The organism is Qipengyuania profundimaris (assembly GCF_030717945.1).
Lineage (GTDB): Bacteria > Pseudomonadota > Alphaproteobacteria > Sphingomonadales > Sphingomonadaceae > Qipengyuania > Qipengyuania profundimaris.
In genome coordinates, this window is sequence record NZ_JAVAIM010000001.1 from 2,018,578 (window position 1) to 2,042,249 (window position 23,672).

19 protein-coding genes are annotated in these 23,672 nt (G+C 63.1%); 11 read left to right on the forward strand and 8 right to left on the reverse strand.

Translation table 11 applies throughout. The annotated features are described in order from the left end of the window. Window positions 1–25: 25 nt before the first annotated feature. Window positions 26–2,209 (reverse strand): sensor domain-containing protein, encoded by a 2,184-nt coding sequence (locus Q9K02_RS09940; protein WP_305932758.1) that lies wholly within the window; start codon window positions 2,207–2,209, stop codon window positions 26–28. 107 nt (window positions 2,210–2,316) lie between these two features. Next, complete coding sequence (locus Q9K02_RS09945; protein ID WP_305932759.1) at window positions 2,317–4,533, reverse strand: putative bifunctional diguanylate cyclase/phosphodiesterase; 2,217 nt, start codon at window positions 4,531–4,533, stop codon at window positions 2,317–2,319. A gap of 193 nt (window positions 4,534–4,726) precedes the next feature. On the opposite strand from Q9K02_RS09945, the gene Q9K02_RS09950 reads away from it, so the two are divergent. From Q9K02_RS09950 to Q9K02_RS09975, 6 genes are all read left to right on the forward strand, one after another. Further along, window positions 4,727–6,040, forward strand: coding sequence for an FAD-dependent oxidoreductase (locus tag Q9K02_RS09950; protein WP_305932760.1), 1,314 nt, complete (start codon window positions 4,727–4,729; stop codon window positions 6,038–6,040). A 90-nt stretch (window positions 6,041–6,130) separates the two neighbouring features. Further along, window positions 6,131–7,819: a PHA/PHB synthase family protein gene (locus Q9K02_RS09955; protein ID WP_305932761.1), complete on the forward strand. Its 1,689-nt coding sequence runs from the start codon at window positions 6,131–6,133 to the stop codon at window positions 7,817–7,819. 21 nt (window positions 7,820–7,840) lie between these two features. Beyond that, window positions 7,841–8,701 carry an alpha/beta fold hydrolase gene (locus tag Q9K02_RS09960; RefSeq protein ID WP_305932762.1) on the forward strand — a complete coding sequence of 287 codons (861 nt, stop codon included), beginning with the start codon at window positions 7,841–7,843 and terminating at the stop codon, window positions 8,699–8,701. A gap of 40 nt (window positions 8,702–8,741) precedes the next feature. After that, entirely contained in the window at window positions 8,742–10,223 is a 1,482-nt protein-coding gene (locus Q9K02_RS09965; RefSeq protein ID WP_305932763.1) for an MFS transporter, read from the forward strand. 63 nt (window positions 10,224–10,286) lie between these two features. Further along, a complete protein-coding gene (locus Q9K02_RS09970; RefSeq protein ID WP_305932764.1) occupies window positions 10,287–12,038 on the forward strand; it encodes an N-acyl-D-amino-acid deacylase family protein in 1,752 nt (583 codons plus the stop codon). Further along, window positions 12,035–13,045 (forward strand): zinc-dependent alcohol dehydrogenase family protein, encoded by a 1,011-nt coding sequence (locus Q9K02_RS09975; RefSeq protein ID WP_305932765.1) that lies wholly within the window; start codon window positions 12,035–12,037, stop codon window positions 13,043–13,045. Before Q9K02_RS09970 ends, Q9K02_RS09975 begins: the two co-directional genes overlap by 4 nt. Here Q9K02_RS09975 and Q9K02_RS09980 read toward each other — a convergent pair. The 5 genes from Q9K02_RS09980 to Q9K02_RS10000 all read right to left on the reverse strand — a co-directional run bounded on the left by Q9K02_RS09980 (window position 13,042) and on the right by Q9K02_RS10000 (window position 18,160). Then, window positions 13,042–14,112, reverse strand: coding sequence for a DUF2855 family protein (locus Q9K02_RS09980; RefSeq protein WP_305932766.1), 1,071 nt, complete (start codon window positions 14,110–14,112; stop codon window positions 13,042–13,044). The two genes, Q9K02_RS09975 and Q9K02_RS09980, sit on opposite strands and share 4 nt — an antisense overlap. Before the next feature lie 59 nt (window positions 14,113–14,171). Further along, a complete protein-coding gene (dnaN, locus tag Q9K02_RS09985; protein ID WP_278328455.1) occupies window positions 14,172–15,296 on the reverse strand; it encodes a DNA polymerase III subunit beta in 1,125 nt (374 codons plus the stop codon). Between the two features lie 323 nt (window positions 15,297–15,619). Next, window positions 15,620–16,372: a 3-oxoacyl-[acyl-carrier-protein] reductase gene (gene fabG / locus Q9K02_RS09990; RefSeq protein WP_305933495.1), complete on the reverse strand. Its 753-nt coding sequence runs from the start codon at window positions 16,370–16,372 to the stop codon at window positions 15,620–15,622. Beyond that, window positions 16,372–17,310 (reverse strand): ACP S-malonyltransferase, encoded by a 939-nt coding sequence (fabD, locus tag Q9K02_RS09995; RefSeq protein WP_305932767.1) that lies wholly within the window; start codon window positions 17,308–17,310, stop codon window positions 16,372–16,374. Before fabD ends, fabG begins: the two co-directional genes overlap by 1 nt. Before the next feature lie 25 nt (window positions 17,311–17,335). Next, window positions 17,336–18,160 (reverse strand): LD-carboxypeptidase, encoded by an 825-nt coding sequence (locus Q9K02_RS10000; protein ID WP_305932768.1) that lies wholly within the window; start codon window positions 18,158–18,160, stop codon window positions 17,336–17,338. A 53-nt stretch (window positions 18,161–18,213) separates the two neighbouring features. Between Q9K02_RS10000 and Q9K02_RS10005 the strand changes: the two genes are divergently transcribed. Continuing rightward, window positions 18,214–19,641, forward strand: coding sequence for a glutamate ligase domain-containing protein (locus Q9K02_RS10005; protein WP_305932769.1), 1,428 nt, complete (start codon window positions 18,214–18,216; stop codon window positions 19,639–19,641). A 10-nt stretch (window positions 19,642–19,651) separates the two neighbouring features. Here the strand turns inward: Q9K02_RS10005 and Q9K02_RS10010 are convergent, their stop codons facing one another. Continuing rightward, window positions 19,652–20,626, reverse strand: coding sequence for a DUF808 domain-containing protein (locus Q9K02_RS10010; protein ID WP_305932770.1), 975 nt, complete (start codon window positions 20,624–20,626; stop codon window positions 19,652–19,654). A gap of 191 nt (window positions 20,627–20,817) precedes the next feature. Here Q9K02_RS10010 and rpsF point away from each other — a divergent pair, with 191 nt between their 5' ends. The 4 genes from rpsF to Q9K02_RS10030 are packed head-to-tail and all read left to right on the forward strand — an operon-like array spanning window position 20,818 to window position 23,668. Next, complete coding sequence (rpsF, locus tag Q9K02_RS10015) at window positions 20,818–21,183, forward strand: 30S ribosomal protein S6 (protein WP_278328450.1); 366 nt, start codon at window positions 20,818–20,820, stop codon at window positions 21,181–21,183. Beyond that, window positions 21,183–21,407: a 30S ribosomal protein S18 gene (gene rpsR, locus Q9K02_RS10020; protein ID WP_050601121.1), complete on the forward strand. Its 225-nt coding sequence runs from the start codon at window positions 21,183–21,185 to the stop codon at window positions 21,405–21,407. The genes rpsF and rpsR overlap by 1 nt, the downstream gene beginning before the upstream one ends. Before the next feature lie 11 nt (window positions 21,408–21,418). Next, on the forward strand, window positions 21,419–22,099 hold the full coding sequence (gene rplI, locus Q9K02_RS10025) for a 50S ribosomal protein L9 (RefSeq protein ID WP_305932771.1): 681 nt from the start codon (window positions 21,419–21,421) through the stop codon (window positions 22,097–22,099). An 18-nt stretch (window positions 22,100–22,117) separates the two neighbouring features. Further along, complete coding sequence (locus tag Q9K02_RS10030; RefSeq protein WP_305933496.1) at window positions 22,118–23,668, forward strand: AMP nucleosidase; 1,551 nt, start codon at window positions 22,118–22,120, stop codon at window positions 23,666–23,668. The last annotated feature ends 4 nt before the right edge of the window (window positions 23,669–23,672 follow it).

Consider the following 23,672-nt stretch of genomic DNA (forward strand, 5'->3'; position numbering starts at 1 on the left):
TCGAATGGCGGGAAACGTAGTAGAATCACGCCGCCTGTTGCTTCGGCGCATTCGCCGAGAGCTTGAACTGAGCGAAGGACCCGCTGGCCCCCATGCCGCTAGCCGGAGCGTATTTACCCGGCGGCAGTGCCTGGAGCGGCGCACCGGCAGTTGCCAGCTCGTAAGGACTTACCCGATGGCGGGTGCACAACCCCCCTGCCCCGTCGTCGACGAGTTCCTGTTCGAATTCCACGCCTTGGGTATCGTCCATTGAGCGGCGCACGGTACATACCGCAAGCTGGCCCTGTCCGAAGTCCAGCACGAACATGGTCCCGGCAGGCACATCCTCCAGGCCCTGGATCATCGCCCCGGTGCGCGAGAGGTTGCGCAGCGTCACATCGTAATAGTGATCCTCGTGAATGAGGCCGATCTTGCGGAAAACCGTACGGCGCGTCGCACGTTGGGTACCTGCATCGCTGGGCGCGATCGTCCAGTCGCCGTCGGCAATGTCTTCGAGCACCTGCTCTGCCGTCAGCGCGCCCGAGTAGACGAAGCCGCAGGCATGATACACGCCGAGCTGCTTCAATTCTTCCATCAGCTTCATCGCATGGACGCCGGAAGCAACGGTTTCCATCCCCATGGCACCTGCGAGCGCGACGACGGCGCGGACGAGTTCGATATCGCCGAGGTCGTTGCCCATGACGGGTTCGAAGAATTCCTCGCCGATCCTGAGCGCGTTCAGCGGCGCCCGGCGCAGATAGCTGAGCGAAGACAGGCCGCTCCCGAACTGGTCGAGCGTGAGGCGCACGCCGAGCTTGAATAGCCGCGCGAGCGCTGCATCGACCTTCGAACCATCGCCCAAGAGAACCGATTCCGGCAGTCGCAATTCGAGCCGTGCAGGATCGAGATCGGTCGCCTCCAGCGCCTGCTCGACGGTGTCGACAAAGCCGTTGGTCTCGAATTGCACCGGCGAGATTTGCAGAGAAACGATCAGCGAATCCGGCCAATTCACGGCATCTTCGCACGCCTTTCGCAGGCCCCATTCCCCGATCGGTACGATCAGCCGGCTGCCTTCGGCCACCGGCAGGAAAGTCTCCGGTTCCACACGTCCCCGTTCCTCATCGGACCAGCAGTATTGCGCTTCGAGCGCCGTGACGCGGTTGTCAGCCAGCGACACGACGGGCTGGTATTCCAGCGTGAAATGGCCGGCTTCGATGGCCTCAGCCAGGTCCTCTTCCATCCGCTTACGCAGCGTCGCTTCGTGCTCCAGATCGCCGGCATAGAATCGGAACTGGCCGCGACCGCCATTTTTCGAGGCATAAAGCGCTAGGTCGGCTGCACGCGTCAGCTCTTCCCGTTCCACCCCGTCATAGGGAGCGACCGCGATGCCGACCGAGCAGCCGATGGTACAGCGGCCTTCTTCGACCGAATAGGGCTGAGAAAGAATCTGGATGATGCGCTTGGCGATCTCGCCCAGCTCGCCGCGATCGTCGAGATCGGGAATGAGTACCTGGAATTCGTCGCCGCCAAGTCGGCCAATTTCGCCGCGCCCGGCCACCGCACCGCGTAGACGATCGGCCACCTGTTGCAACAGCTGGTCGCCAGCCGCGTGGCCAAGCGTGTCGTTGACCTGCTTGAACTTGTCGAGATCGAGCATCATCAGCGCTGCGGCGCGTTCAGCGCTCTTGAAGGCATGCAGCGTAGAATCGATGCGCTGTTCCATGCGGTGACGGTTGGCGAGGCCGGTAAGTGAATCGTATTTGGCGAGGCGATTGGCCTCTTCTTCCGCAATGAATTCCTCGGTCACATCGATGGCGGTGCCGCGGAAGCCGAGGAAGTCGCCGGCATCATCGTAAAGGGGGCGGCCGCTGAGCCGCAACACCAGCTTGCTACCGTCAGTCTCCGCCTTGACCGCCAACCCCGAAAAGCTCTTGCGCGTGCCGAGTTTGAGGCCGAGCGAGCGTCCGTCGGTCTCGCCTTCGACCGGCGCGAAGACGTGCTGCATCGGCTGGTGGACCAGCGCGGCAAAATCCTTGCCAACAGCCTCAACGATCCAACGGCTGAGATAGACCACATTGCCGCGGCTATCGGTAGTCCAGAAGCCATAAGCGCCGCTGTCTTCGATTTGCTCGACGACGGCAGCCTTTTCGTCGGCACTCACGCCATCGGGAGACGCGCTGCTGCGCGCGCCCGAAGGCTTCTTTCCCTTGAAGAGTTCCGAGAAGGGCATCGCCCCCATACTCTGCTTACCTCACGGCAATGACGTTATGAACACGAGCTAGCCGACAATGGTTATTTTTTGCCTAACACCGACCAGCCGCTACTTGGTTCAAAACATCATTTCTTGCGCGATAAAGAGCTGTCGACTTCGAGGAAACTGCGCGGTCTCGTGCCGCCGCCCGACATCTCCAGCTTGAGCAATTCGTACGGGTCCTCCGGCAAACTCGTCAGCGGCTTGCCGGCCGCTTCGATCTGGTAGGGCGACACGCGGTGACGAGTGCAGAGCCCGTCGGCGCCATCGCTGATCAACGGGGTTTCGAATTCCACGCCTTGGATCGATCCGTCGGAGCGCCTGACCTTCGCGACGGCCAGCTGGCCACCGCCCAGATTGAGGACCACCGGCGTATCTACCGGAACATCGAGCAAGCCTTCGATCATCGCGCCGGTCTTCGAAAGATTGCGAAGAGTGACGTTGTAAACGTGGTCGTCGTGAATCAGCTTGATCTTGCGATAGACCGATTTTCGTTCGGCGCGATATTTCTCCGGACCGCGCGGTTCGAAGAACACGTCTTTGCGTTCCAGTCGCTCGAGCAACTCTTCTTGCGAAATAGCCTGCGAGAAAATGAAGCCTTGCACGTGGCTCGCACCGCGTTCGGTCACGAGAGTGAGCTCGTCCTTCGTTTCGACGCCCTCGGCCACCGTTTCCATCTTGAGGGACTCGGCCAGATTCACGATTGCGCTCATGATCGCAGGATTATTGTTGCCCTTCTCCGTCGCACCGCGAACGAAGCTCTGGTCGATCTTGATCTTGTCGAAGGGCGCATGTTGCAAATAACTGAGCGAACTGTAGCCGGTGCCGAAATCGTCGAGAGCCAAGCGCACACCAAGGCGCTTGAGCTCTTCAAACTTTTCTTGCGTCCGCTCGGCATCGCCGACGAAGACGCTTTCGGTGATCTCCAGTTCGAGGCGATGCGGCTCTAGCGTGGATTCAATCAATATCGATTTGACTAAATCGGGGAAATCGTCGCGCGCGAACTGGATCGCCGACACGTTGACCGCGACCCGCAGGTCCAGCTGCCATTCCTTGGCCTGAAAGCACGCCCGGCGCAGCGCCCATTCGCCTAAATCCTTGATAAGTCCAATATCCTCCGCGACCGGAATGAAGATGCCGGGCGAAATAAAGCCGCGCTCCTCATGCTCCCAGCGCATGAGCGCTTCGAGACATTTCAGCTTATTCGTCTTGGATTCGACGATCGGCTGATAATACATTTCCAGAGTGTCGGCTTCCATTGCGTCGCGCAGATCCTCTTCGATCTGCCGCCTGTGCTTCGCGCCGTCGGTAAAATCCATATGGTAGAAACGGTACTGACCTCGGCCGCCGCCTTTGGCCGCATAGAGTGCAAGGTCGGCGGCCTTAACCAACTCGTCGGTATCAACTCCGTCATAAGGGGACACCGCGATACCGACAGAGGTCCCGATTACGGCGCGTGAGCCGCTGATCTGATAGGGCTGCGAGATCATCTGGATGAGGCGCTGGCCCAGTTCACCAAGGTCGCCGCGATCGTCCATGTCCGGGATAATGATCTGGAACTCGTCTCCGCCAAGGCGCCCGATCTCGCCCCGGTTGCCGATGACCTTCTCGATGCGAGCGGCGACCTGGCGGAGCAGTTCGTCACCCGCCGGGTGTCCCAGCGTGTCGTTGACCTGCTTGAAGCGGTCGAGGTCCAGCATCAGCAGTGCGCAACTGCGCTTGGAATTGCGGAACGCGGTCAGGATCGATGTGAGCCGCTTCGCCATCCGGTGGCGGTTCGCAAGACCGGTCAGCGAATCGTACTGGGACAGTCGTTCGGCATCTTTGGAGCTTTGGAAAGTAGCCGTGACGTCTTTTGCGCTACCCCTATAGCCGACGAATTCCTGCTTGGCATCGAATTGCGGCTTGCCAGCGATCTCCCACCATTGCACGCGGTTGCCGGCGATGACCTTGACGACCAGCTGCGAAATCGAGTTGCGCGCTCCAAGCAGGAACGGCAGCGGCCGCTGAACTTGCTGATCGAGACTTTCATCCGTCTCCGGTTCGAAAACCTCGGTCAATTGCTTGCCCATCAGCGAGGCTCCGTCCTCACCGAGCTTCTCGACCGCATTCTCGGACAGGTAGATAAGTCGGCCCTGCCCGTCGGTGGCCCAGAACCAGCCGAGACCGGCATTCTCGAAAGAATCCAGCAACTGGACGCGGCGCCGCAGATCGGCGTGGCTGATGAGCTTCAGCTCGCTTTCCGCTGCCTCTTCCTCCATTTCCTTCCTTGCCCGCGCACCCCGCGAGAAAAAGCCAGCCATTGGCAGTCCCTATTTGCTAGTCGACATCGCGCCGGATTGGGCACGAGGTCCATGTGACTGGCCTCACTAGGACGAATTTCTTTCCAAACGGATAACCATCGAAAGCCCTCCCCCATGCGCGGCTCCGGCAGGCGCTTGCCAGCATGGGCTGGGTTGTGCAGTGTAATTGCTCGTTTCTCGGGGGAGGACCTTGATGCGGCATATCGCGATCGTGGGCTCGGGGCCTGCGGGCTACTACACGGCGGAAGCCGCAGCGAAGAAATGGGGCGAGGAAGTCCGGGTCGACGTGTTCGACCAGTTGCCCGTACCCTACGGTCTTATCCGGACGGGCGTTGCGCCAGACCACCAGTCGATCAAGGGCGTATCGCGGCGCTACGAAAAGACGGCCTTGTCGGATAACGTCCGTTTCGTCGGCAATGTTTCGGTCGGCAGCGATGTTTCGATAGCGGAGCTGCAGTCCCTCTATGATGCGGTCATCCTCGCCACAGGTGCGCCGAACGATAGGCAGCTAAACCTCGACGGACACGATCTTGCGAACGTCTTCGGCAGCGCGGCATTTGTCGGCTGGTATAACGGCCATCCGCAGTTTGCCGGTCTGGCGCCAGACCTCTCTGGGCATCACGTCGTGGTGATCGGCATGGGCAATGTCGCGCTGGATGTCGCGCGCATTCTCTCCAAAACCGAGCAGGAATTCGCAGGCTCGGACATCGTCGCACATGCGCTCGACGCGCTGGCCGGGTCCGGCATAGAAACCATTACGATCGTGGGCAGACGCGGCCCGCACCAGATCATGATGACGCCCAAGGAGCTGGGCGAACTCATGCATCTCGAACGGGCCAGCCCGCAGGTCGATACGGCAGATCTGCCACCGGTGGATGACGACGCGATCCTCGAACCCGGCCTGCGCAAATCGGTAACGCTGCTGCGCGATTTCGCCGCGATCCCGCAGAACATCCATGGCGAAAAACCCATCGCGATCGAATTCGACTTCTTCGCCAGCCCCAAGGCGTTTCACGGCGAGGACGGCAAGGTCGCTTCGGTCGAGATCGAGCGGACCAGGGTCGAGGCCGGACGCGCGGTGGCGACAGGGGAAACCTATTCCATCCCCGCCGATCTGGTGGTGACATGCATCGGCTACCGCTCGTCCCCCATCGACGGTGTCCCGTTCGATGAGCGGGCCGGTCGCTTCGCCAATGACGAGGGTCGCATCCTGCCCGGGCTCTATTGCGTCGGCTGGGCGCGGCGCGGGCCGTCCGGGACGATCGGCACCAATCGCCCCGATGGTTACGGTGTCATCGAACTGGTCGAAGAAGACATCGGCGCCGGCGAGCGGAAGAAAGGCCGCGAAGGCTTCGACGAATGGGTCGAGACGCGCGGTCTCGACGTTGTGACCTTCCGGGACTGGCAGAACATCGAGCAGGCGGAAGAGGCCGCTGCCCGCGATGGTGCGCCGCGCGAAAAATTCGTCGATGTCGCCAGCATGATCGCCGCGCGCGGGCCGCTTTAGCGAGCTTGCATTCGGAACGCGGCGGTCCCATCACCCGTTGCTGCCGGAGGGTCAGAAAAGAAATACCTTTGGAGAGGAACGACACCGCCCATGCCGAAGCTTGAAGACGAAGCCGCTCAATCAACCAGCGCGCTCGGCCCCCTCGTCGGGCTGACCCGCGAAGACATTTTCGGCGCCGTGGCCGTGATGCTGCGCGAAACCGCGTCGGACCCCCAGCGCCTGATGAAGCATAGCCAGGACATGGGGCAGGACATGATCAAGGTCATGACCGGCAAGAGCGAGCTCGCCCCCCATCCGAAGGACAAACGTTTCCAGGACCCGGCCTGGCAGTACAACCCCTTCATGCGCGCCGGCATGCAATATTACCTCGCCGTGCAGAAGGGCGCGGCGAAATGGCTGGAGGACCTCGAACTGGACGAGCTGGAGAAGGACCGGGCGCGGTTCGTTTCCAACATGATCATCGACGGCCTCGCGCCGACAAACACGCTGCTCGGTAACCCCAGTGCCCAGAAGATGGCGATCACCAGCGGCGGCCTGTCCCTGATCAAGGGCCTCAAGAACGTCTATGACGACATGGTCCATAACAAGGGCATGGTCAGCCAGGTGGACAAGAAGCCTTTCAAGCTGGGCGAAAACATTGCGACATCGAAAGGCTCGGTCGTCCTGCGCACGGAGATGATGGAACTGATCCAGTATGCGCCGACGACCGACGAGGTCTACGAGATCCCGCAGCTCACCATCCCGCCTCAAATCAACAAGATGTACATCAACGACCTCTCGCCGGAGAAGTCGGTGGTGAAATACCAGCTCGACAACGGCATCCAGACCTTCGTGATCAGCTGGAAGAACCCGTCGAAGGAACAGGGCCACTGGGATATGGCCGATTACGTCAACTCCTGCCGCGAGGCGATGGAGGCGGTCAGCAAGATTACCGGCAGCAAGAAGGTCAATGTCTCGGCCGGCTGTTCGGGCGGCCAGACCGCCTCGATGCTGGCCAGCAAGATGGCCTCGGACGAAGACGACTTGCTCGGAGCGCTGACGCTGATGGTGTGTGTACTGCACCCGAAGCAGAACGATATCGAGGCAGGCTCGCTCGTCAGCGAAAACGGCCTTGCGCTGGCCAAGCGCCGCGCCGCAAAGAAAGGCGTGATCAAGGGCGACGATCTCGCCCGCGGCTTCGCTTGGCTCAGGCCCAACGATCTCGTCTGGAACTACGTGATCAACAACTACCTGCTCGGCCAGGACCCGCCCGCATTCGACGTGCTGTTCTGGAACGCCGACGCCACGAACCTTTCGGCCAGCCTGATGGGCGACTTCCTGACCGTCTACGAAACGCTCGCCTTCACCAAACAGGGCGAGGTGGAGATGGTCGACCACAAGATCGACCTCAGCAAGGTGACCGGCGACCTGTTCATCCTCGGCGGCGTGACCGATCACATCACCCCGTGGAAGGCGACCTATCGTTCGACCCGCCTGTTCGGCTCGAAAGACGTGACTTACGTGCTGAGCCAGTCGGGCCACATGCAGGCGATCCTCAACCCGCCGGGCAATCCGAAGGCGAAGTATTTTATCCAGAAGGATGGCAGGAAGAAGCTCCCCGAAACCGCTGACGAGTGGCTGAAGGGGACGGAGGAAGTCGCGGGCAGCTGGTGGCCGTTCTGGATGGAATGGGTGCAGGCACGCGCGGGCGAGAAGAAAAAGGCGCCAGCAAAGCTGGGGAACAAGGATTACGAACCGCTGGACCCGGCCCCCGGTCTGTACGTTATGGAAGCCTGCTGAGCTTAAGAAAGGCACCACTGCGTGACCGCATCCAAAACCGAACCCATGACGGCCACCATCGAGATGATGGAGGCTGGCGGGCGCACATTGCGTGTGGCGCATTGGCGGCTGGACGAGAAGTCCGACCACCCGCCCATCCTGTTTTTCAACGGCATCGGCGCGAACATCGAGGCGGTTGCCCCGCTGGCGGAGCGGCTGACCGAGCGCGGTTTCGTGATGTTCGACATGCCGGGCACGGGCGAAAGCCCCGATCCGACCGTGCCGTACAATCCCTTCACCATGAGCTGGACGGCGAACCAGATACTCGATCAACTCGGCTTGGGCGAGGTGGATGTCATGGGTGTGAGCTGGGGCGGCGCGATGGCGCAGCACTTCACGCTGCAATATCCCAAACGGACCCGGAGACTTGTACTGGTCGCGACGACGGCCGGCATGTTGATGGTGCCCGGGAAGCCAGCGGCCCTTACCAAGATGGCCAACCCGCGCCGCTATATTGATCCTGACTTCATGAATGAGCATTTCATGACACTGTACGGCGGCATGACCAAGCGGGCCGGGAGCAAGGAAGACCACATCGGTCGCCTCAAGCCGCCCTCCCCGCGCGGCTATCTCTACCAGCTGCTCGCCATGCTCGGCTGGACCAGCCTCCCCGCCCTGCCTTTCATGGCCAAGGAGGTGCTGGTGATGATGGGCGACGAGGACCAGATCGTTCCGCTGATCAACGGGCGCATTCTCGCCTCCGCCATTCCCAATGCACGGCTGGAGGTCTTTGAAGGCGGCGGACACCTGTTCCTGCTGACCCACGCCGACGAGAGCGTGGCGATGCTACGCGAATTCCTCGGCGCTCCGGAAACTAAAGCGGAAGGCCGCCGCGCAGCCTGAAGGCAGCACGGTGGACCATCGGAAAGGACGAGCCAGACCGATGGAAACCGCCAATCCCGACCCGAACATCCGGCCTGCCTTCGCTCGCCCCCATACCGGCGAAGGCGGTGCGCTGAGCCGCACGGGCTTTGCCTGGGCCGTCTTCGAATGGGCCCGCAATCCCTATTACATTCTCGTCGTCATCTACATCTTCGCGCCCTATTTCGCGCGGGACATTATCGGCGGCGATGTTTTGGCCAGCGGCACGCTCGATAGCCTGGAGCCGGAGGAGGCGCTGGCGCAGGCGAATGCCATCGGCCAGGCGACCATCGCCAGCGTGACGAAATGGGCCGGCGTGATTGCCGCGCTGACCGCGCCCTTTCTCGGGGCCGCGCTTGATAGGGGCGGCAGGCTCAAACCCATCCTTGCGGTTTTCCTTGGCGCGATCGCGCTGGCATCTGCGGGACTGTGGTTCGCCATGCCCGGTGGCGAAGGGCTTTCTACTCCGGCGATCATGACCCTGTTGGTGGTGGCCTATGTCGGCTACACCTATTCCGAGGTGACGCACAACGCGATGCTGAGCGTCGCCGGGGAGCCGCGTCGTTTGGCGATGATATCGGGCCTGGGTCTCGGCCTCGGCAATCTTGCGGCGACGCTGATCTTCATTGCAATCGCCCTGTTTTTCGTCCTGCCCGCGGCAGTCGGTTGGCCTTTTGCAGCGCCGCTGTTCGGCGTCGATCTAGAGCGGTTCGAGCACGCAAGGCTCGTCGGTCCGATCTGCGCGGTTTGGCTGGCCGCATTTTCGATTCCGTTTTTCCTGAATGCCAAAGACCCCGGGCAACCGGGCGCAAGCTGGACGAAGGCTTTCGGCGAAGGAGCGCGCAGCGTCATCCGCACCTTGCGCGAGGCGACGCGGTTCCGCGAACTGATGAAGTTCCTCATCGCCCGCATGTTCTATGCCGATGCGATGGCGGCACTACTTGCGCTGGGCGCGGTCTATGTCGCGCTGTTCCTGCAATGGAATTTCCTGGAAATGCTCTGCTACGCGATCTTCGCCAGTGCCTGCGCCTTCGGCGGCGGCATCTTCGGCGGCTGGCTGGAAGAGCGCGTCGGCGTGAAGACGGCGCTGGCGCTAGAGATTCTCGCCATGGTCGTCACCGGCCTGGTGCAGCTGAGCATCACGCGCGAGAGCCTGTTTTTCGGGCTGGTGGACAATGTCGAAGTCTGGGACGGTCTCGTGTTCTCGACCCTCTCCGATCTCGTCTATCTCGGCCTGATCAGCGTCATCGCCATCACCGCCACGGCGAGCATCAGCTCCAGCAGGACCATGCTCGTCGCGCTCGCGCCGCCGGGGCGCAGCGGGGAGTTCTTCGGCCTCTACGCCATCGCCGGGACAATCACCGTATGGATGGGTCCGTTGCTGGTCGAGCAGTTCACCCTTTGGTCGGGCGACCAGCGCATCGGTATGACCTCGATCCACTTGCTGTTCGCCATCGGCCTCGCGATCCTGCTGTCCGTCCGGATGCCCGAACGCCCCGCCTGAGAAGCGCTGGACAGATCGGTTGCAATGTGGAACCTTCTTCCGCGGAGAGAGGAGCAAATAATCATGCCCGCATTCGATCTTATCATTCGCAACGGCACCATCGTGGATGGAACCGGCAATCCCCGCTTCACCGGAGACGTCGCCGTCAGGGACGGCCTGATCGCGCAAGTCGGCACGGTGTCCGGCGACGCGGCCGAGGAAATCGATGCGCGCGGCAAGCTCGTAACACCGGGCTTCGTCGACATCCACACGCATTACGACGGGCAGGCGACATGGGACCAGGAAATGGCCCCGTCGAGCTGGCACGGTGTCACTACGGTGGTAATGGGCAATTGCGGCGTCGGCTTCGCGCCCGCCCGCCCCGACAAGCATGAATGGCTGATCGGGTTGATGGAAGGCGTCGAGGACATTCCTGGCACCGCGCTGGCCGAAGGGATGGACTGGAACTGGGAGACCTTCCCAGAATATCTCGACGCGCTGGAGAAACTGCCGCGCACAGTGGATGTCGGCACGCATGTTCCGCACGGTTCGGTCCGCGCCTATGTGCTCGGCGACCGCGAACGGCCCGGCGCGATCCCGACCGATGAAGATATCAAGCAGATGTCCGCCATCGTCGAGGACGGTGTCCGTGCAGGCGCGCTCGGCTTCTCGACCTCCCGCACCGTGCTCCACCGGGATATCGACGGCGAAGTCGTGCCCGGGACCACGGCAACGAAGGAAGAGCTGATCGAGATAGGCCGCGCCATGGGCCGCGCCGGTCACGGCGTGTTCGAGATGGCCAGCGACATGAAGCGCGAGTGGGACGAGTTCGGCTGGATGGGCGCGCTCAGCCGCGAAACCGGCTTGCCCTGCACCTATGCCGCACTGCAATCGATCGCCAAGGAGATGTCGCTCGACGAGCAGATCGAAAGCATGCGCGCGGAAAACGACAATGGCGCGAATATCGTCGCCCAGATCGCGCTGCGCGGAAACGGTATCGTCATGGCGTGGCAGGGCACCGTCCATCCTTTCCGCTTCCGCCCGAGCTGGCAGGCGATCGAGGAACTGCCGTGGGAGGAGCAGAAGGCGAAACTGCTCGACCCCGATTTTAAGGCGCAAGTCCTGTCGGAAGAGAACGACCTGTCCGAGGTCAACCAGGACATCATCGGGCTGATCATGGTCGTCTGCCAGGGCTGGCCGATGCAGTTCGAGATGGACCCGAACTTCAATTATGAGCCGACGGCGGAAGAAAGCATCGCCGCACGGGCGGAAAAGGCGGGCAAGTCGGGCGAAGAATACGCCTACGACCTCCTCTGCCGCGACGATGGCAAGGGCTTCATCTACCTGCCGATCCTCAACTACGCCGATGGCAATCTCGACTTCCTGATGGACCTCCAGCAGTCCGACGACACGGTTAATTCGCTCTCCGATGGCGGTGCGCATTGCGGGACGATCTGCGATGCGGCCTCGCCCACCTTCATGCTGCAGCACTGGGTGCGCGACCGGGACCGCGGCACGATCAGTCTCGAGAATGCGATCAAGCGGCAGTGCGCCGATACCGCGCGGCTCTATGGTCTCGAGGATCGCGGCGTCATCGCGCCGGGCTATCTCGCCGATCTCAACATCATCGACATGGACCGCCTGAAGCTGGGCAAGCCGTGGCTCGCCTTCGATCTTCCGGCAGGCGGCAAGCGCCTGCTGCAAAAGGCGGAAGGATATGTCGCGACGATCAAGAACGGCAAGGTGACCTTCCGCGAGGGCGAGTGGACCGGCGAGACGCCGGGCGGGCTGATCCGCGGCCCACAGCGGGCAGAACTGGCGGAGGCAGCCGAATGAAGGCGATCCGCACCGGCGCGACGCCCTCCACGCTCGATGCCCTCGAACTGGTCGACATCGACGGTCCCGCCGATCCGGGGCCGGGAGAAATTACGGTCGATATCAAGGCCAGCTCGCTGAATTACCACGACTACGCGGTCGTCAAGGGCATGATCCCGACCGAACAGGGTCGCATCCCGATGTCCGATGGCGCGGGTGTGGTGACTGCGGTGGGCGGCGGGGTGAGCGAATTCGCCATTGGCGATCATGTGGTCTCGACCTTCTTCCCCGACTGGCTGACCGGCCCCCCTCCGCAAAGCGCCTTCACCCGCGTGCCGGGCGACGGGATCGACGGCTATGCGCGCGACGCAATCACCGCGCCGACACACTGGTTCACCCGCGCGCCAGCCGGGTTCAGCCATGCCGAAGCGGCGACATTGACGTGCGCCGGCCTGACCGCATGGCGGGCGCTGTTCGTGGATTACGCCGTGAAGCCCGGAGACACTGTCCTCGTCCAGGGCACCGGCGGCGTATCGATCTTTGCGCTGCAATTCGCCAAGGCGGCAGGCGCGACCGTCATCGCGACCAGCTCCTCCGACGAGAAGCTGGAGCGGGTGAAGTCAATGGGCGCCGATCACCTCATCAATTACAAGGAGGTCGAGGCTTGGGGGCCGAAAGCGCTCGAACTGACGGGCGGACGCGGGGTCGATTGCGTCGTCGAAATCGGCGGCGCAGGCACGCTCGACCAGTCGATGCTGGCGACGCGGGTCGGCGGGCACGTGGCGCTGATCGGCGTGCTGGCGGGCTTTGCCGGACCGGTGCAGACCGCTCTGCTCTTCTCAAAGAACCTCACGGTCCAGGGCCTGACAGTCGGAAGCCGGAGCATGCAGCAGGACATGATTGCTGCCATCGAAGCGAACGGAATCAAGCCGGTGATCAGCGACACGTTCGCCCTGGCCGATCTTGCCGCTGCCTTCCGCCATCAGGAAAGCGGCAGCCACTTCGGCAAAATCGCGGTGGAGATTTAAGGCTCGATCACGATCCCCTTCGCGGGGTCTATATCCCCGCGGAGCATTGCGACGAAAGTATCGCGCGCGGCCTCCAACCCCTGCTTGCGCTCGATCTCGATGCTGTCGCCTGCATCCTTTAGGAAACCGTGCCAGCTTGCGCCTATCTGCTTACCCGCCTCTTCCGGTCCGACCGACTTGAACAGGGCCACCGCATGATCGGGCGCGAAGAACAGTGTCGGCGCGGGTCCGGGAATCCCATCGGTGCCGCTGCCACGTTCATCTACGTGGGTCGCACCGACGAGGCATGAGTATTTGAGCGCATCGGCCAAATGCTCATGCAGGCGGCGCAGGACACTCGCATTGCCGGCGAAATCGACCGAGACGCTATCGGTCCCCTCGATCTCGCCGATGTCGTCGTATGACAGTACGCGGTCGTAGAGGCCGCTTTCCTTCACGAAGGCGACATTTCCGGCAGACGTCAGCCCCACGCGTCGCACATTGGGCGAGCGGCGCCTGGTCACGCTCGCCAGGCCCATCGCGGTCTTCGAGGATGCGCTGGTAAGGACCACTTGGCTCGCCCCGAACCACTCCTCGGAGCGCATGAAATATTCGATGAGGAAACCGGTCTTGAACAGCGGCCCGAAGATCATGCGCTCGCTTTCGCGGGCCGGATCGTGCTCGGGATCGGCGGCAAGGCGCGAATACTGGTTGTAGATCGGGCTCATCGGCTGACGATGCTCGGCCATGTCGGTGAAGCCGCTGGCCGAAACCTTGCCAGGGAGGACGTCGAGATGCGTGCCCATGGGGAGATAGCCATAGACCCGCTCGCCCTCGGCGAAATCGGGATGGTTGCTCCGGACGACCCGCGCATGACCCCACATCGGCACGATGCCGTGGCCGTCGGGTGCGGGGAAGAAATTCCAATAGCCGAAGCCGTCTCCGACCACGGCGTAAGTGACGTTGTTTGCCGTCACCGAGAAGCTTTCGATCTCGAGGCGCACGGCATCGTCGGCCAGATCGCCGAGTTCGCGCTCCGCGATATGGGTCTTGGTCAGATCGGCCTTGTCGACATGGACTTCGCGCATCGCATCTCTCCCTTTTTCGAAGGAGCGACGCTAGCGCGAATTTCAGCCCCCGGCGAGTGTCAAACCCGCATCGGCATCAGCACGTAGAGTGCCGGCGCATTCTCGTCCTTGCGGATCAGTGTCGGCGCGCCCGCATCGGCGAGGTGGATCTCGACCACATCGCTGTCGATCTGGCTGAGGATGTCCTTCAGATAGCCTGCGTTGAAGCCGATTTCGAACCCGTCGGAACTGTATTCGGCGGGTACTTCTTCCGATGCCACGCCATTGTCGGGCGAGGTCACGGTCAGCGTGATCTTGTCCTTGTCGAGGCCCATCTTCACTGCGCGGGTCTTCTCGGTCGCGATGGTCGCAACGCGGTCGACGCCGGCGAAAAAGCTCTTCGGATCGAGCTTGAGGAGCTTGTCGTTACCCGTTGGAATGACGCGGGAATAATCGGGGAAGGTGCCGTCGATCAGCTTGCTGGTCAGGACCACCCCGCCCTCGCCGCCGAGCGTGAAGCGGACCTTGCTGGCAGAGAGGTCGATCTGGACATTTCCGTCCATCGATTCCTCGAGCAACTTGCGCAGTTCGGCCACCGCTTTGCGCGGCACGATCACGTCGGGCATGCCGTCCGCACCCTCGGGCCGGGCAATCGTGAAGCGCGCGAGGCGGTGACCGTCGGTCGCAGCGGCCTTCAGCACCGGCTGGTCTTCGTCCGAGACGTGGAAGAAGATGCCGTTGAGATAATAGCGCGTTTCCTCGGTCGAGATCGCGAAGCGCGTGCGGTCTATCAGCTCGGCGAGGGTCTTGGCGGGCAGTTCGAAGCTCGTCGGCAAATCGCCTTCCACGATCACCGGGAAATCGTCGCGCGGGAGGGTCGGGAGCGAGAAACGGCTGCGCCCGGCCTTGACCGCCATGCGGTTTTCAGCGGTCTCAAGGCTGACCTGGCTGCCTTCGGGCAGCTTCCGGGCAATGTCGAACAATAGGTGGGCCGAGACGGTGATCGATCCGGCGTCCTCGACACTGGCGTCCATGTGCTCGACCACCTGCAAATCAAGGTCGGTCGCCATGACCTTGAGCGAGCTGTCGCCTTCTGCCTCGATCAGGACGTTCGAGAGGATGGGGATCGTGTTGCGGCGTTCGACGACCGACTGCACGTGGGAAAGACAGCGCAGCAGCGTCGCGCGTTCGATGGTGGCCTTCATGGTCCTACTTTCGTCCCTGCTGGGCACATCGAGGGCCGGAATCGCCCCTCGCGCGCCGGAATACGGATAGCGACCTTAGCGGGGCGGTATGTGGGGGCAAGGCTGCGCCCGCCGCAAGGGTGATTCCTTGGGGAAAACTGGGAGGTTTTTGTTGAGTCCTTACTGCGTGCGGTCAGGACATCCGTCCTGACCTTGCTGTTCCGTCCCACGCCCCCACCCGGCCACCCATAGAATACAGTGCCGTGGGTGGCCGGGTGGGGGCGTGGGCCGGTGCCGCAAGCCTTCGACGGATGTCGAAGGCGCACCCAACAAAAACCCCTCCCCTACCCTATCATCGCCATGCCGCCGTTCACGTGCAGCGTCTGCCCGGTCACATACGCCGCCTCGTCGCTGGCGAGATAGGCAACCGCGGCGCCGATCTCGTCGCCCTCGCCCATGCGGCCCATCGGGATGCGGGTGTTGATCGCGCTTTTCTGGTCGTCGTTGAGCGCGTCGGTCATGGCCGTGCGGATGAAGCCCGGCGCAACGCAGTTCACGGTGATGTTGCGGCTGGCGAGTTCCTGCGCAAGGCTCTTGCTCATGCCGGTCAGGCCCGCCTTGGCCGCGACGTAGTTCATCTGGCCCGGATTGCCCGTGTGGCCGACCACGCTGGTGATGGAGATAATCCGCCCGCCCTTGGCCTTCATCATCGGCCGCGCGCTGGCGCGCATCAGGCGAAAACTGGCTTCGAGGTTGATGCGGATCACCTGGTCCCACTCCTCGTCCTTCATCCGCATCGCGAGGTTGTCGCGCGTGATGCCGGCATTGTTGACGAGGATGTTCATGCTACCGAGCGTGTCGACCGTGGCCGGGATCAGCTCCTCGACCTGCTCGGGGTTCGACAGGTCGCAGGTGATCTCGACGTGATCGTGGCCGAACTCGTCGTTCAGCTGTTCGCGAAAGGCGCGCAGCTTGGCAGCGTTCGAGCCGGACAGCGCCAGCCGCGCACCCTGCTTCGCCAGGGCATAGGCGATCGACGATCCGATCCCGCCGCTGGCACCGGTGACGAGGGCGGTCTTGCCTTCGAGGCTGAACATCATCCGTTCTCCTTCGCGAAATTCTCGAGGTCTTCCATGGTGACGAGGCTGACCGTCGCGGCGTCCTTGGCGATCCGGCCGACCATCGGGCCGAGGACCTTGCCGCCGAGCTCGACGAAGCGTTCGACGCCTGCCTCCTGCATGGCGAGGACGCTTTCGCGCCAGCGGACGCGGCCGGTGATCTGGTCGACCAGCAGCGCCTGCTCTTCCGCAGGATCGGTGACGCGCGCCGCCGTGACATTGGCATAGAGCGGCACGGTGAAAGCCGTCGGCGGCGTCTCGCCCAGCGCGGTCTTCATGCGTAGCGCGGCGGGCTGCATCAGCGAACAGTGGAACGGGGCGGACACCGGCAGCTTGATGCCGCGCTTGATGCCATGATCCTTGGCCATTTCGATCGCCCGGTCGATGGCTTCCGCATGGCCGGAGATGACCACCTGCGTCGGATCGTTGTCGTTGGCGACTTCGCAGACCTGCCCCTCGGCAGCAGCCTCTGCCAGCGCCGTCGCTTTCTCGATATCGGCGCCGAGCAGTGCCGCCATTGCACCCTCGCCGATCGGGACCGCGTCCTGCATGGCGATACCGCGCAGGCGCAGCAGCTTGGCGGTGTCGGTCAGCGAAAAGGCCCCGGCGGCGCACAGCGCGCTGTACTCGCCCAGCGAGTGACCCGCAACGCAGTCCGCCTTGTCGGCCAGCGCAACGCCGAATTCCTTCTCCAGCACCCGCGCCGTCGCGACCGAATTGGCCATGATCGCGGGCTGGGCGTTGGCGGTCATGGTAAGCTCGCTCTCGGGCCCGCCGGTCATCAGGCCGAACAGGTCCTGCTTGAGCGCCTCGTTCACTTCCTCGAACACCTCGCGGGCATGCGCGCTTGCCTCGGCGAGATCGGCGCCCATGCCGACCTTCTGGCTCCCCTGGCCGGGAAAGATGAATGCAGTCATGAAAATCTCCTCTTGAGGAGCGCGCCTAGGCGCGTGGGCGGCGGGCCTCAAGTCCGAAGGGGACAATCCTGTTGGCGGCATCATGCGCGATATCGGCGCGCCCGAGATAGGGGATGCCGCTGCGCGCGCACCATTCCTCGGCGATCTGCACCTCGTCCTTGCCGAAGGGGCGGTCGTTCTCGGGCACATCGGTGATCCGTCCAAGGCGCAAGCCCGCGATGTCCCGGAGATGCTGGGTCACGTGGAAGAACAGCCGGTCGATTGCGTAGTGATATTCTGCCACCTCCTCGACCATGACGACATGGTCGGATAGGTCCGGCGCAAGCTCTGTACCCAACAGCATGGCTAGCGTAGTCAGGTTGAACGCAACGGCAGGGCGATCGTCGAGATGCGGCTCAAGGCCGCTGTCGTCACCGGTCAGCCAACCCAGCGCGCGGTCGATGGCTACCTCGCCACCATCGCGCCGGATGTCGCCGGCGAGCGGGCCATGGGCGACGCGCCCGATGCCGTGCTTGTAGAGCGCTGCGAGCAGAAAGCCGCAATCGGAATAGCCGAGATAGCTCTTGGCACGAGCCTGTTCGTTCATCCCTGCCACGGCCTGCGCGGCAATGCGGTTGGAGCCATAGCCACCCATCGCGAACCACACGGCGTCGAATGCGGGATCGTTGGCGCATTCCAGCAGCGCATCGAGCCGGGCCTCGTCGGGTCCGGCAAAGTGGCCCTCCTTCGCGAAGCACTGCTCGTGGAAATGCACTTCGATGTCCTCGCGGCCCGCGACATGCGCCAGCACCGCATCGGCCCTGGCGCGCTTGAGCGGTTTTCCCGGAGCACAGATCGCGATTTTCACCATGCGTCCTGCTAGCGCGCTTGTATCGCGCGGCACAACTCAATAGCTGCGAGAGCATGACCGATATGCCCAGCCCCGACGAGCTTTTCGCGCGACCGTTCTTCTTCTGCGGCATCGGCGGGTCCGGCATGCAGCCCCTTGCGCAGATCCTGAAGGGGCGCGAATGCACGGTCGAAGGGTCGGATCGCAGCTTCGACCAGGGGCATACGCCGGAAAAGTTCGCCGCGCTGGAGCGGCAGGGCTTCGGCTTGCATCCTCAGGACGGCAGCGGGCTCGTGTCGAAGGACCAGATCCTCGTCGCCAGCGCCGCGGTCGAGGACACGGTTCCCGATGCGAAGCGCGCGAAGGAACTCGGCTGCTTGCGACTGACCCGCGCCGAATTGAATTCCATCCTGTTCAACACCAGCGGCGCCGGGCTCGCAATCGCCGGCACCAGCGGGAAATCGACCGTCACGGGCATGCTCGGCTGGATCCTTCACGCCGTGGGCCGCGAACCGACGATCATGAACGGCGCGGTGATGAAGAACTTCGTGTCGCCCGAACGACCCTTCGCCAGCGCGGTGGTCGGCGGGCAATCGCTATACGTCAGCGAGGTGGACGAAAGCGACGGCTCGATCGCGCTCTATCGCCCGGCGGTCGGCGTACTGCTGAACGTCAGCCTCGACCACAAGAGCATGGAGGAATTGCGCCAGCTGTTCGGCGATTACCTGGCGCGCAGCCGCATTAGCGTGATCAATGCCGACGACGAGGAAGCGCTCGCCCTGCTCCCGCATGCGAAGGAGGTCATTACCTTCGGCATCGAACAGGAGAAGGCGCAGATCGGCATCGTGCCGGGTACTATCGCGGAAGGGCCGTTGCGGCAGGCCGCGATGGTCCTCGACCGCCACGACGGCAGCGAGCATGCGCTTCGCCTGAACATGCCGGGGCGGCACAATCTCTCGAACGCTCTCGCCGCGATCGCGGCGGCAGTCGCGGCGGGGATCCCGGTCGCAAACGCGGTCGAGGCGTTAGCAGGCTTCGAAGGGCTCGCTCGCCGCTTCGATATCGTCGGCACCACCGTTTCCGCCATCACCGTCATCGACGATTTCGGCCACAATCCCGAGAAATGCGCTGCGACCCTGCGTACCTTGAAATCGCATCCCGGCCGGGTGATCGCCTTCTTCCAGCCGCATGGCTACGGCCCCTTGCGGCAGATGGGCGACGAGCTGGCGGAAACCTTCGCCCGCGAACTCGACCAAGGCGACCTGACGATCTTCAGCGACCCGGTCTATTTCGGCGGCACGGTCGACCGCAGCGAGGGTAGCGAGCGGATCGTGCGGCTGATCGAAGGGCATGGCGGCGACACGGAGTATGTGCCGACGCGCAAGGCCGTGGCCGACCGCATTGTTTCACTCGCGAAACCCGGAGACCGGATCGTGATCATGGGCGCTCGCGACGACACGCTGAGCGAGTTTGCCCGCGATCTCTTCAAACGTCTCACGTGAAGCTCGCAGGTCAGTGCGCTTCCGCTTCCTTGCCGAAGCCGTGGCCCATCTTGAAAACCTTGTGGAGCAGGAAGGCGAACACCGCGCCAACGCATAGCGCGAGCAGAGCCGAGAGCGCAGCAAAGGTCAGCCAGCCAAGCAGGCCACCCAGCCCCCCGGTCGCATTCTTGACGGCATATTCGAGGCCGTGGGCCGCATCGTAGATCGGGTCGAAGCCGAATTCGTGCATGGCATGCAGCAGGATGCCGCCGCCCACCCAAAGCATCGCGATGGTGCCGATGAAAGACAGGGCCTTCAACAGGAACGGCATCGCTTTCAGCAGGAAGTTGCCGAAGCTCTGCGCGCCAGCGCTTTCTTTCTTCGACAAATGCAACCCCAGATCGTCCATCTTCACGATCAAAGCGACCGAGCCATAGACCACGATCGTCACCGCGATTGCGACGAGACCCAACGCGAGGCCGCGGCCCCAGAACGTATCCGCAATCGCCTCGTTGGACAATTCGTTCAGCACGATCGCCATGATCTCGGCCGACAGGATCAGATCGGTGCGTATGGCGCCCGCGATCCGCTCTTTCTCGAACTTGACCGGGTCCTCGATCACATCTTCGACGGTCTTGCCGTGCTTCTCTCCGCCGAGCTTCTCCATAACTTTTTCAGCGCCCTCATAGGACAGGAAAAGCCCGCCGAGCATCAGGATGAAGATGATCGCAGAGGGCAGGAATTCGCTCAGCAACACGGCGCCGGGCAACAGGATCAGCAGCTTGTTCTTGAAGCTGCCCTTGGTGATCGCCCAGATGATAGGCAGCTCGCGCGCCGGGCTGAGGCCGGTAACGTAGCTCGGGGTAACCGCCGCATCGTCGATCACGACGCCAGCCGTCTTCGACCCGGCGCGCCCCGCAGCAGCGGCAATATCGTCGACCGAAGCCGCTGCAGTGCGCGCGATGATCGATACGTCGTCGAGCAGGGCTACCAATCCACCGGGCATGCGTGTCTCCTTCGTTTCAAACCCAATGCCGCCCTGCCCGCCCCGTTCCCTGCCCGCAAGCCTTGCGTTTCGCCCCAATCCCGCTATGTGCGCGCATCCCTTCGGTCCGCCGGGGGATTCGAAGAAAGCCGGAGGGGCCCCGCAATCCCGCGGATCAGCCAGCGATCGGCCAGACGTGAAAGGACAAGAGCATGGCTCTCTACGAGCATGTATTCTTGGCGCGACAGGACCTGAGCCAGGCTCAGGTGGACCAGCTCGCCGCCACCGCTACCGAGATTGTCGAGAAGAACGACGGCAAGGTCACCAAGACGGAGACCTGGGGCCTCAAGAACCTCGCCTACAAGATCGACCGCAACCGCAAGGCGCATTTCGTGCTGCTCAACATCGAGGGCCCCGGCTCCGTCGTTGCCGAGCTCGAGCGCCAGACCCGCATCAACGAAGATGTGATCCGTTACATGACCATCGCCGTCGACGAGCACGAAAGCGGCCCGTCGGTGATGATGCGCAAGAACGAGCGCGATTCCAAGAAGCGCCGTGAACGTGAGGAGCGCGACTGATGGCCCGCCCGTTTTTCCGCCGCCGCAAGTCCTGCCCCTTCTCGGGCAAGAACGCCCCGACGATCGACTACAAGGACGTCCGCCTGCTGCAGGGCTTCATGTCCGAACGTGGCAAGATCGTTCCCAGCCGCATCACCGCCGTCAGCGCGAAAAAGCAGCGTGAACTGGCCAAGGCCATCAAGCGCGCGCGCCACATCGGCCTGCTGCCGTACATCGTGAAGTAAGGGGAATACCGATGGATATCATTCTCCTTCAGAGGATCGAAAAGCTCGGCTCGATCGGTGACGTCGTCACCGTGAAGGACGGCTATGCCCGCAACTTCCTGCTCCCGCAGAAGAAGGCCCTGCGCGCCAACGAAGCCAACAAGAAGGTCTTCGAAGCGAACCGCGAGCGCCTGGAAAAGGAAAACGCCGAGCGTCGTACCGAGGCCGAAAAGGCCGGCGAAAAGGTCGATGGCGAGGAAATCATCCTGATCCGCGCTTCGTCGAACACCGGCCAGCTCTACGGCTCGGTCAATGTTCGCGACGTCGCTGCCGCCCTCAACGACAAGGGCCACGACATCGACAAGAAGCAGGTCATCATGGGTGACCCGATCAAGACGATCGGCATGCATGAAGTCCGCATCGACCTTCACCCCGAAGTCTCGATCAGCATCAAGGCCAACGTCGCCCGTTCGGACGACGAAGCCGAGCTGCAGAGCCAGGGCATCGACGTGATGGCGCAGATGTTCGAGGAAGAGCAGCGCGAAATCGAGGAACAGGCCGAGGCGAACCGCACCGACCCGAACCTCGAGCCCGGCGAAATTCCGGCCGACATGCTCGAAGACGGCGTCAGCACGCCCGACGACATGACCGTGACGGAAGCCACGATCGCCGCGACCGCGCCGGAAGGTGCGGACGAGGACGAGCAGGCCTGATCGCCCGCTCACGACCCAATCAGGGCGCGGCGGCTTCGGCCCCCGCGCCCTTTTTGTAAGACGCGTCCGCGCACCCTATGTGGGGCGGCGACGCGAAATCGAAAACAACAAGAGGCAGGAGCAACGCCCATGGACGACATACCCCAGATCCTCGACCGGATCGAGACCATTTACGACGCCGCCGTGGAGCGGCTGCGCGAAGACGTGATGGCCTTCGGTGCCACGCGCGAATTGCCCGCGCCCGAGCGCCGCAGCGACGGCAGCTATGCCTATCCCGAACTGCGCCTGCGCTTTCGTGGCGGCGACCAGCCCGAAGACCGCAATCGCGCCTTCGGTCGGTTGAACGCGCCGGGCCTCTACACCACCACCGTCACCCGCCCACGCCTATTCCGCGATTACCTGCGCGAGCAGCTCGAACTGATTTCCTCGAATTACGAGGTCGAGGTCGAGGTCGGATCCTCGACGCAGGAAATCCCCTTTCCCTACGTGCTCGACGGCGATGCCGGTTCGGTTCTCGCGGGCGTCGATCCCAATGCGATCGCGCGCTATTTCCCATCGACCGAGCTTGCCGATATCGGTGACGAACTGGCGGACGGCATCGTGCTCGACAGCGTCGACGATCCGATCCCGCTGTCCCTGTTCGACGGGTTGCGGACGGACTTCAGCCTTGCCCGCCTGGCCCATTACACCGGCACCGATCCGGAGCATTTCCAGCGCTTCATCCTGTTCACCAACTATCACCGCTATGTAGATGAATTCGTCGACTGGGCGGGCTCGCAACTCGGCAAGGGCGGCTACACTGCGCTTGCCGGTGCAGGCGGCCTGATGCTGACCGAGCAAACCGACAATGCGCGCGGCCAGCTGTCCGACACGGCATGGCGCCGCCACCAGATGCCCGCCTATCACCTGATCGGCGAGAACCGCGGCGGGATCACGCTGGTGAACATCGGCGTCGGCCCGTCGAATGCGAAGACCATCTGCGATCACCTCGCAGTGCTGCGGCCAGAAGCGTGGCTGATGATCGGCCATTGCGGCGGCCTGCGCCCGAGCCAGAAGATCGGCGATTACGTGCTCGCCCACGCCTACCTACGCGACGATCACGTGCTCGATCCGGTCCTCCCGCCGGAGATCCCCCTCCCCGCGATTGCCGAGGTCCAGCAGGCCCTCGCCGCCGCCGCCGAGGAAGTTTCCGGCGAGCATGGCGCGGACCTCAAGAAGCGCATGCGCACCGGGACGGTCGTCACTACCGACGACCGCAATTGGGAACTGCGCTTCACCCAATCGGCCAAGCGCATGTCGCTCAGCCGTGCGGTCGGTGTGGACATGGAGAGCGCGACAATCGCGGGCCAGGGCTACCGTTTCCGCGTGCCCTACGGCACGTTGCTGTGCGTATCGGACAAACCGCTGCATGGCGAAATCAAGCTGCCCGGACAGGCGAACCAGTTCTACGAGGAGGCCATCGCGGCCCACCTCCAGATCGGCGTCACCACCTGCCGCCTGCTGCGCCAGGAAGGACCGCGCCTCCACAGCCGCAAGCTGCGCGCTTTCAACGAGCCGCCGTTCCGCTAAGGTC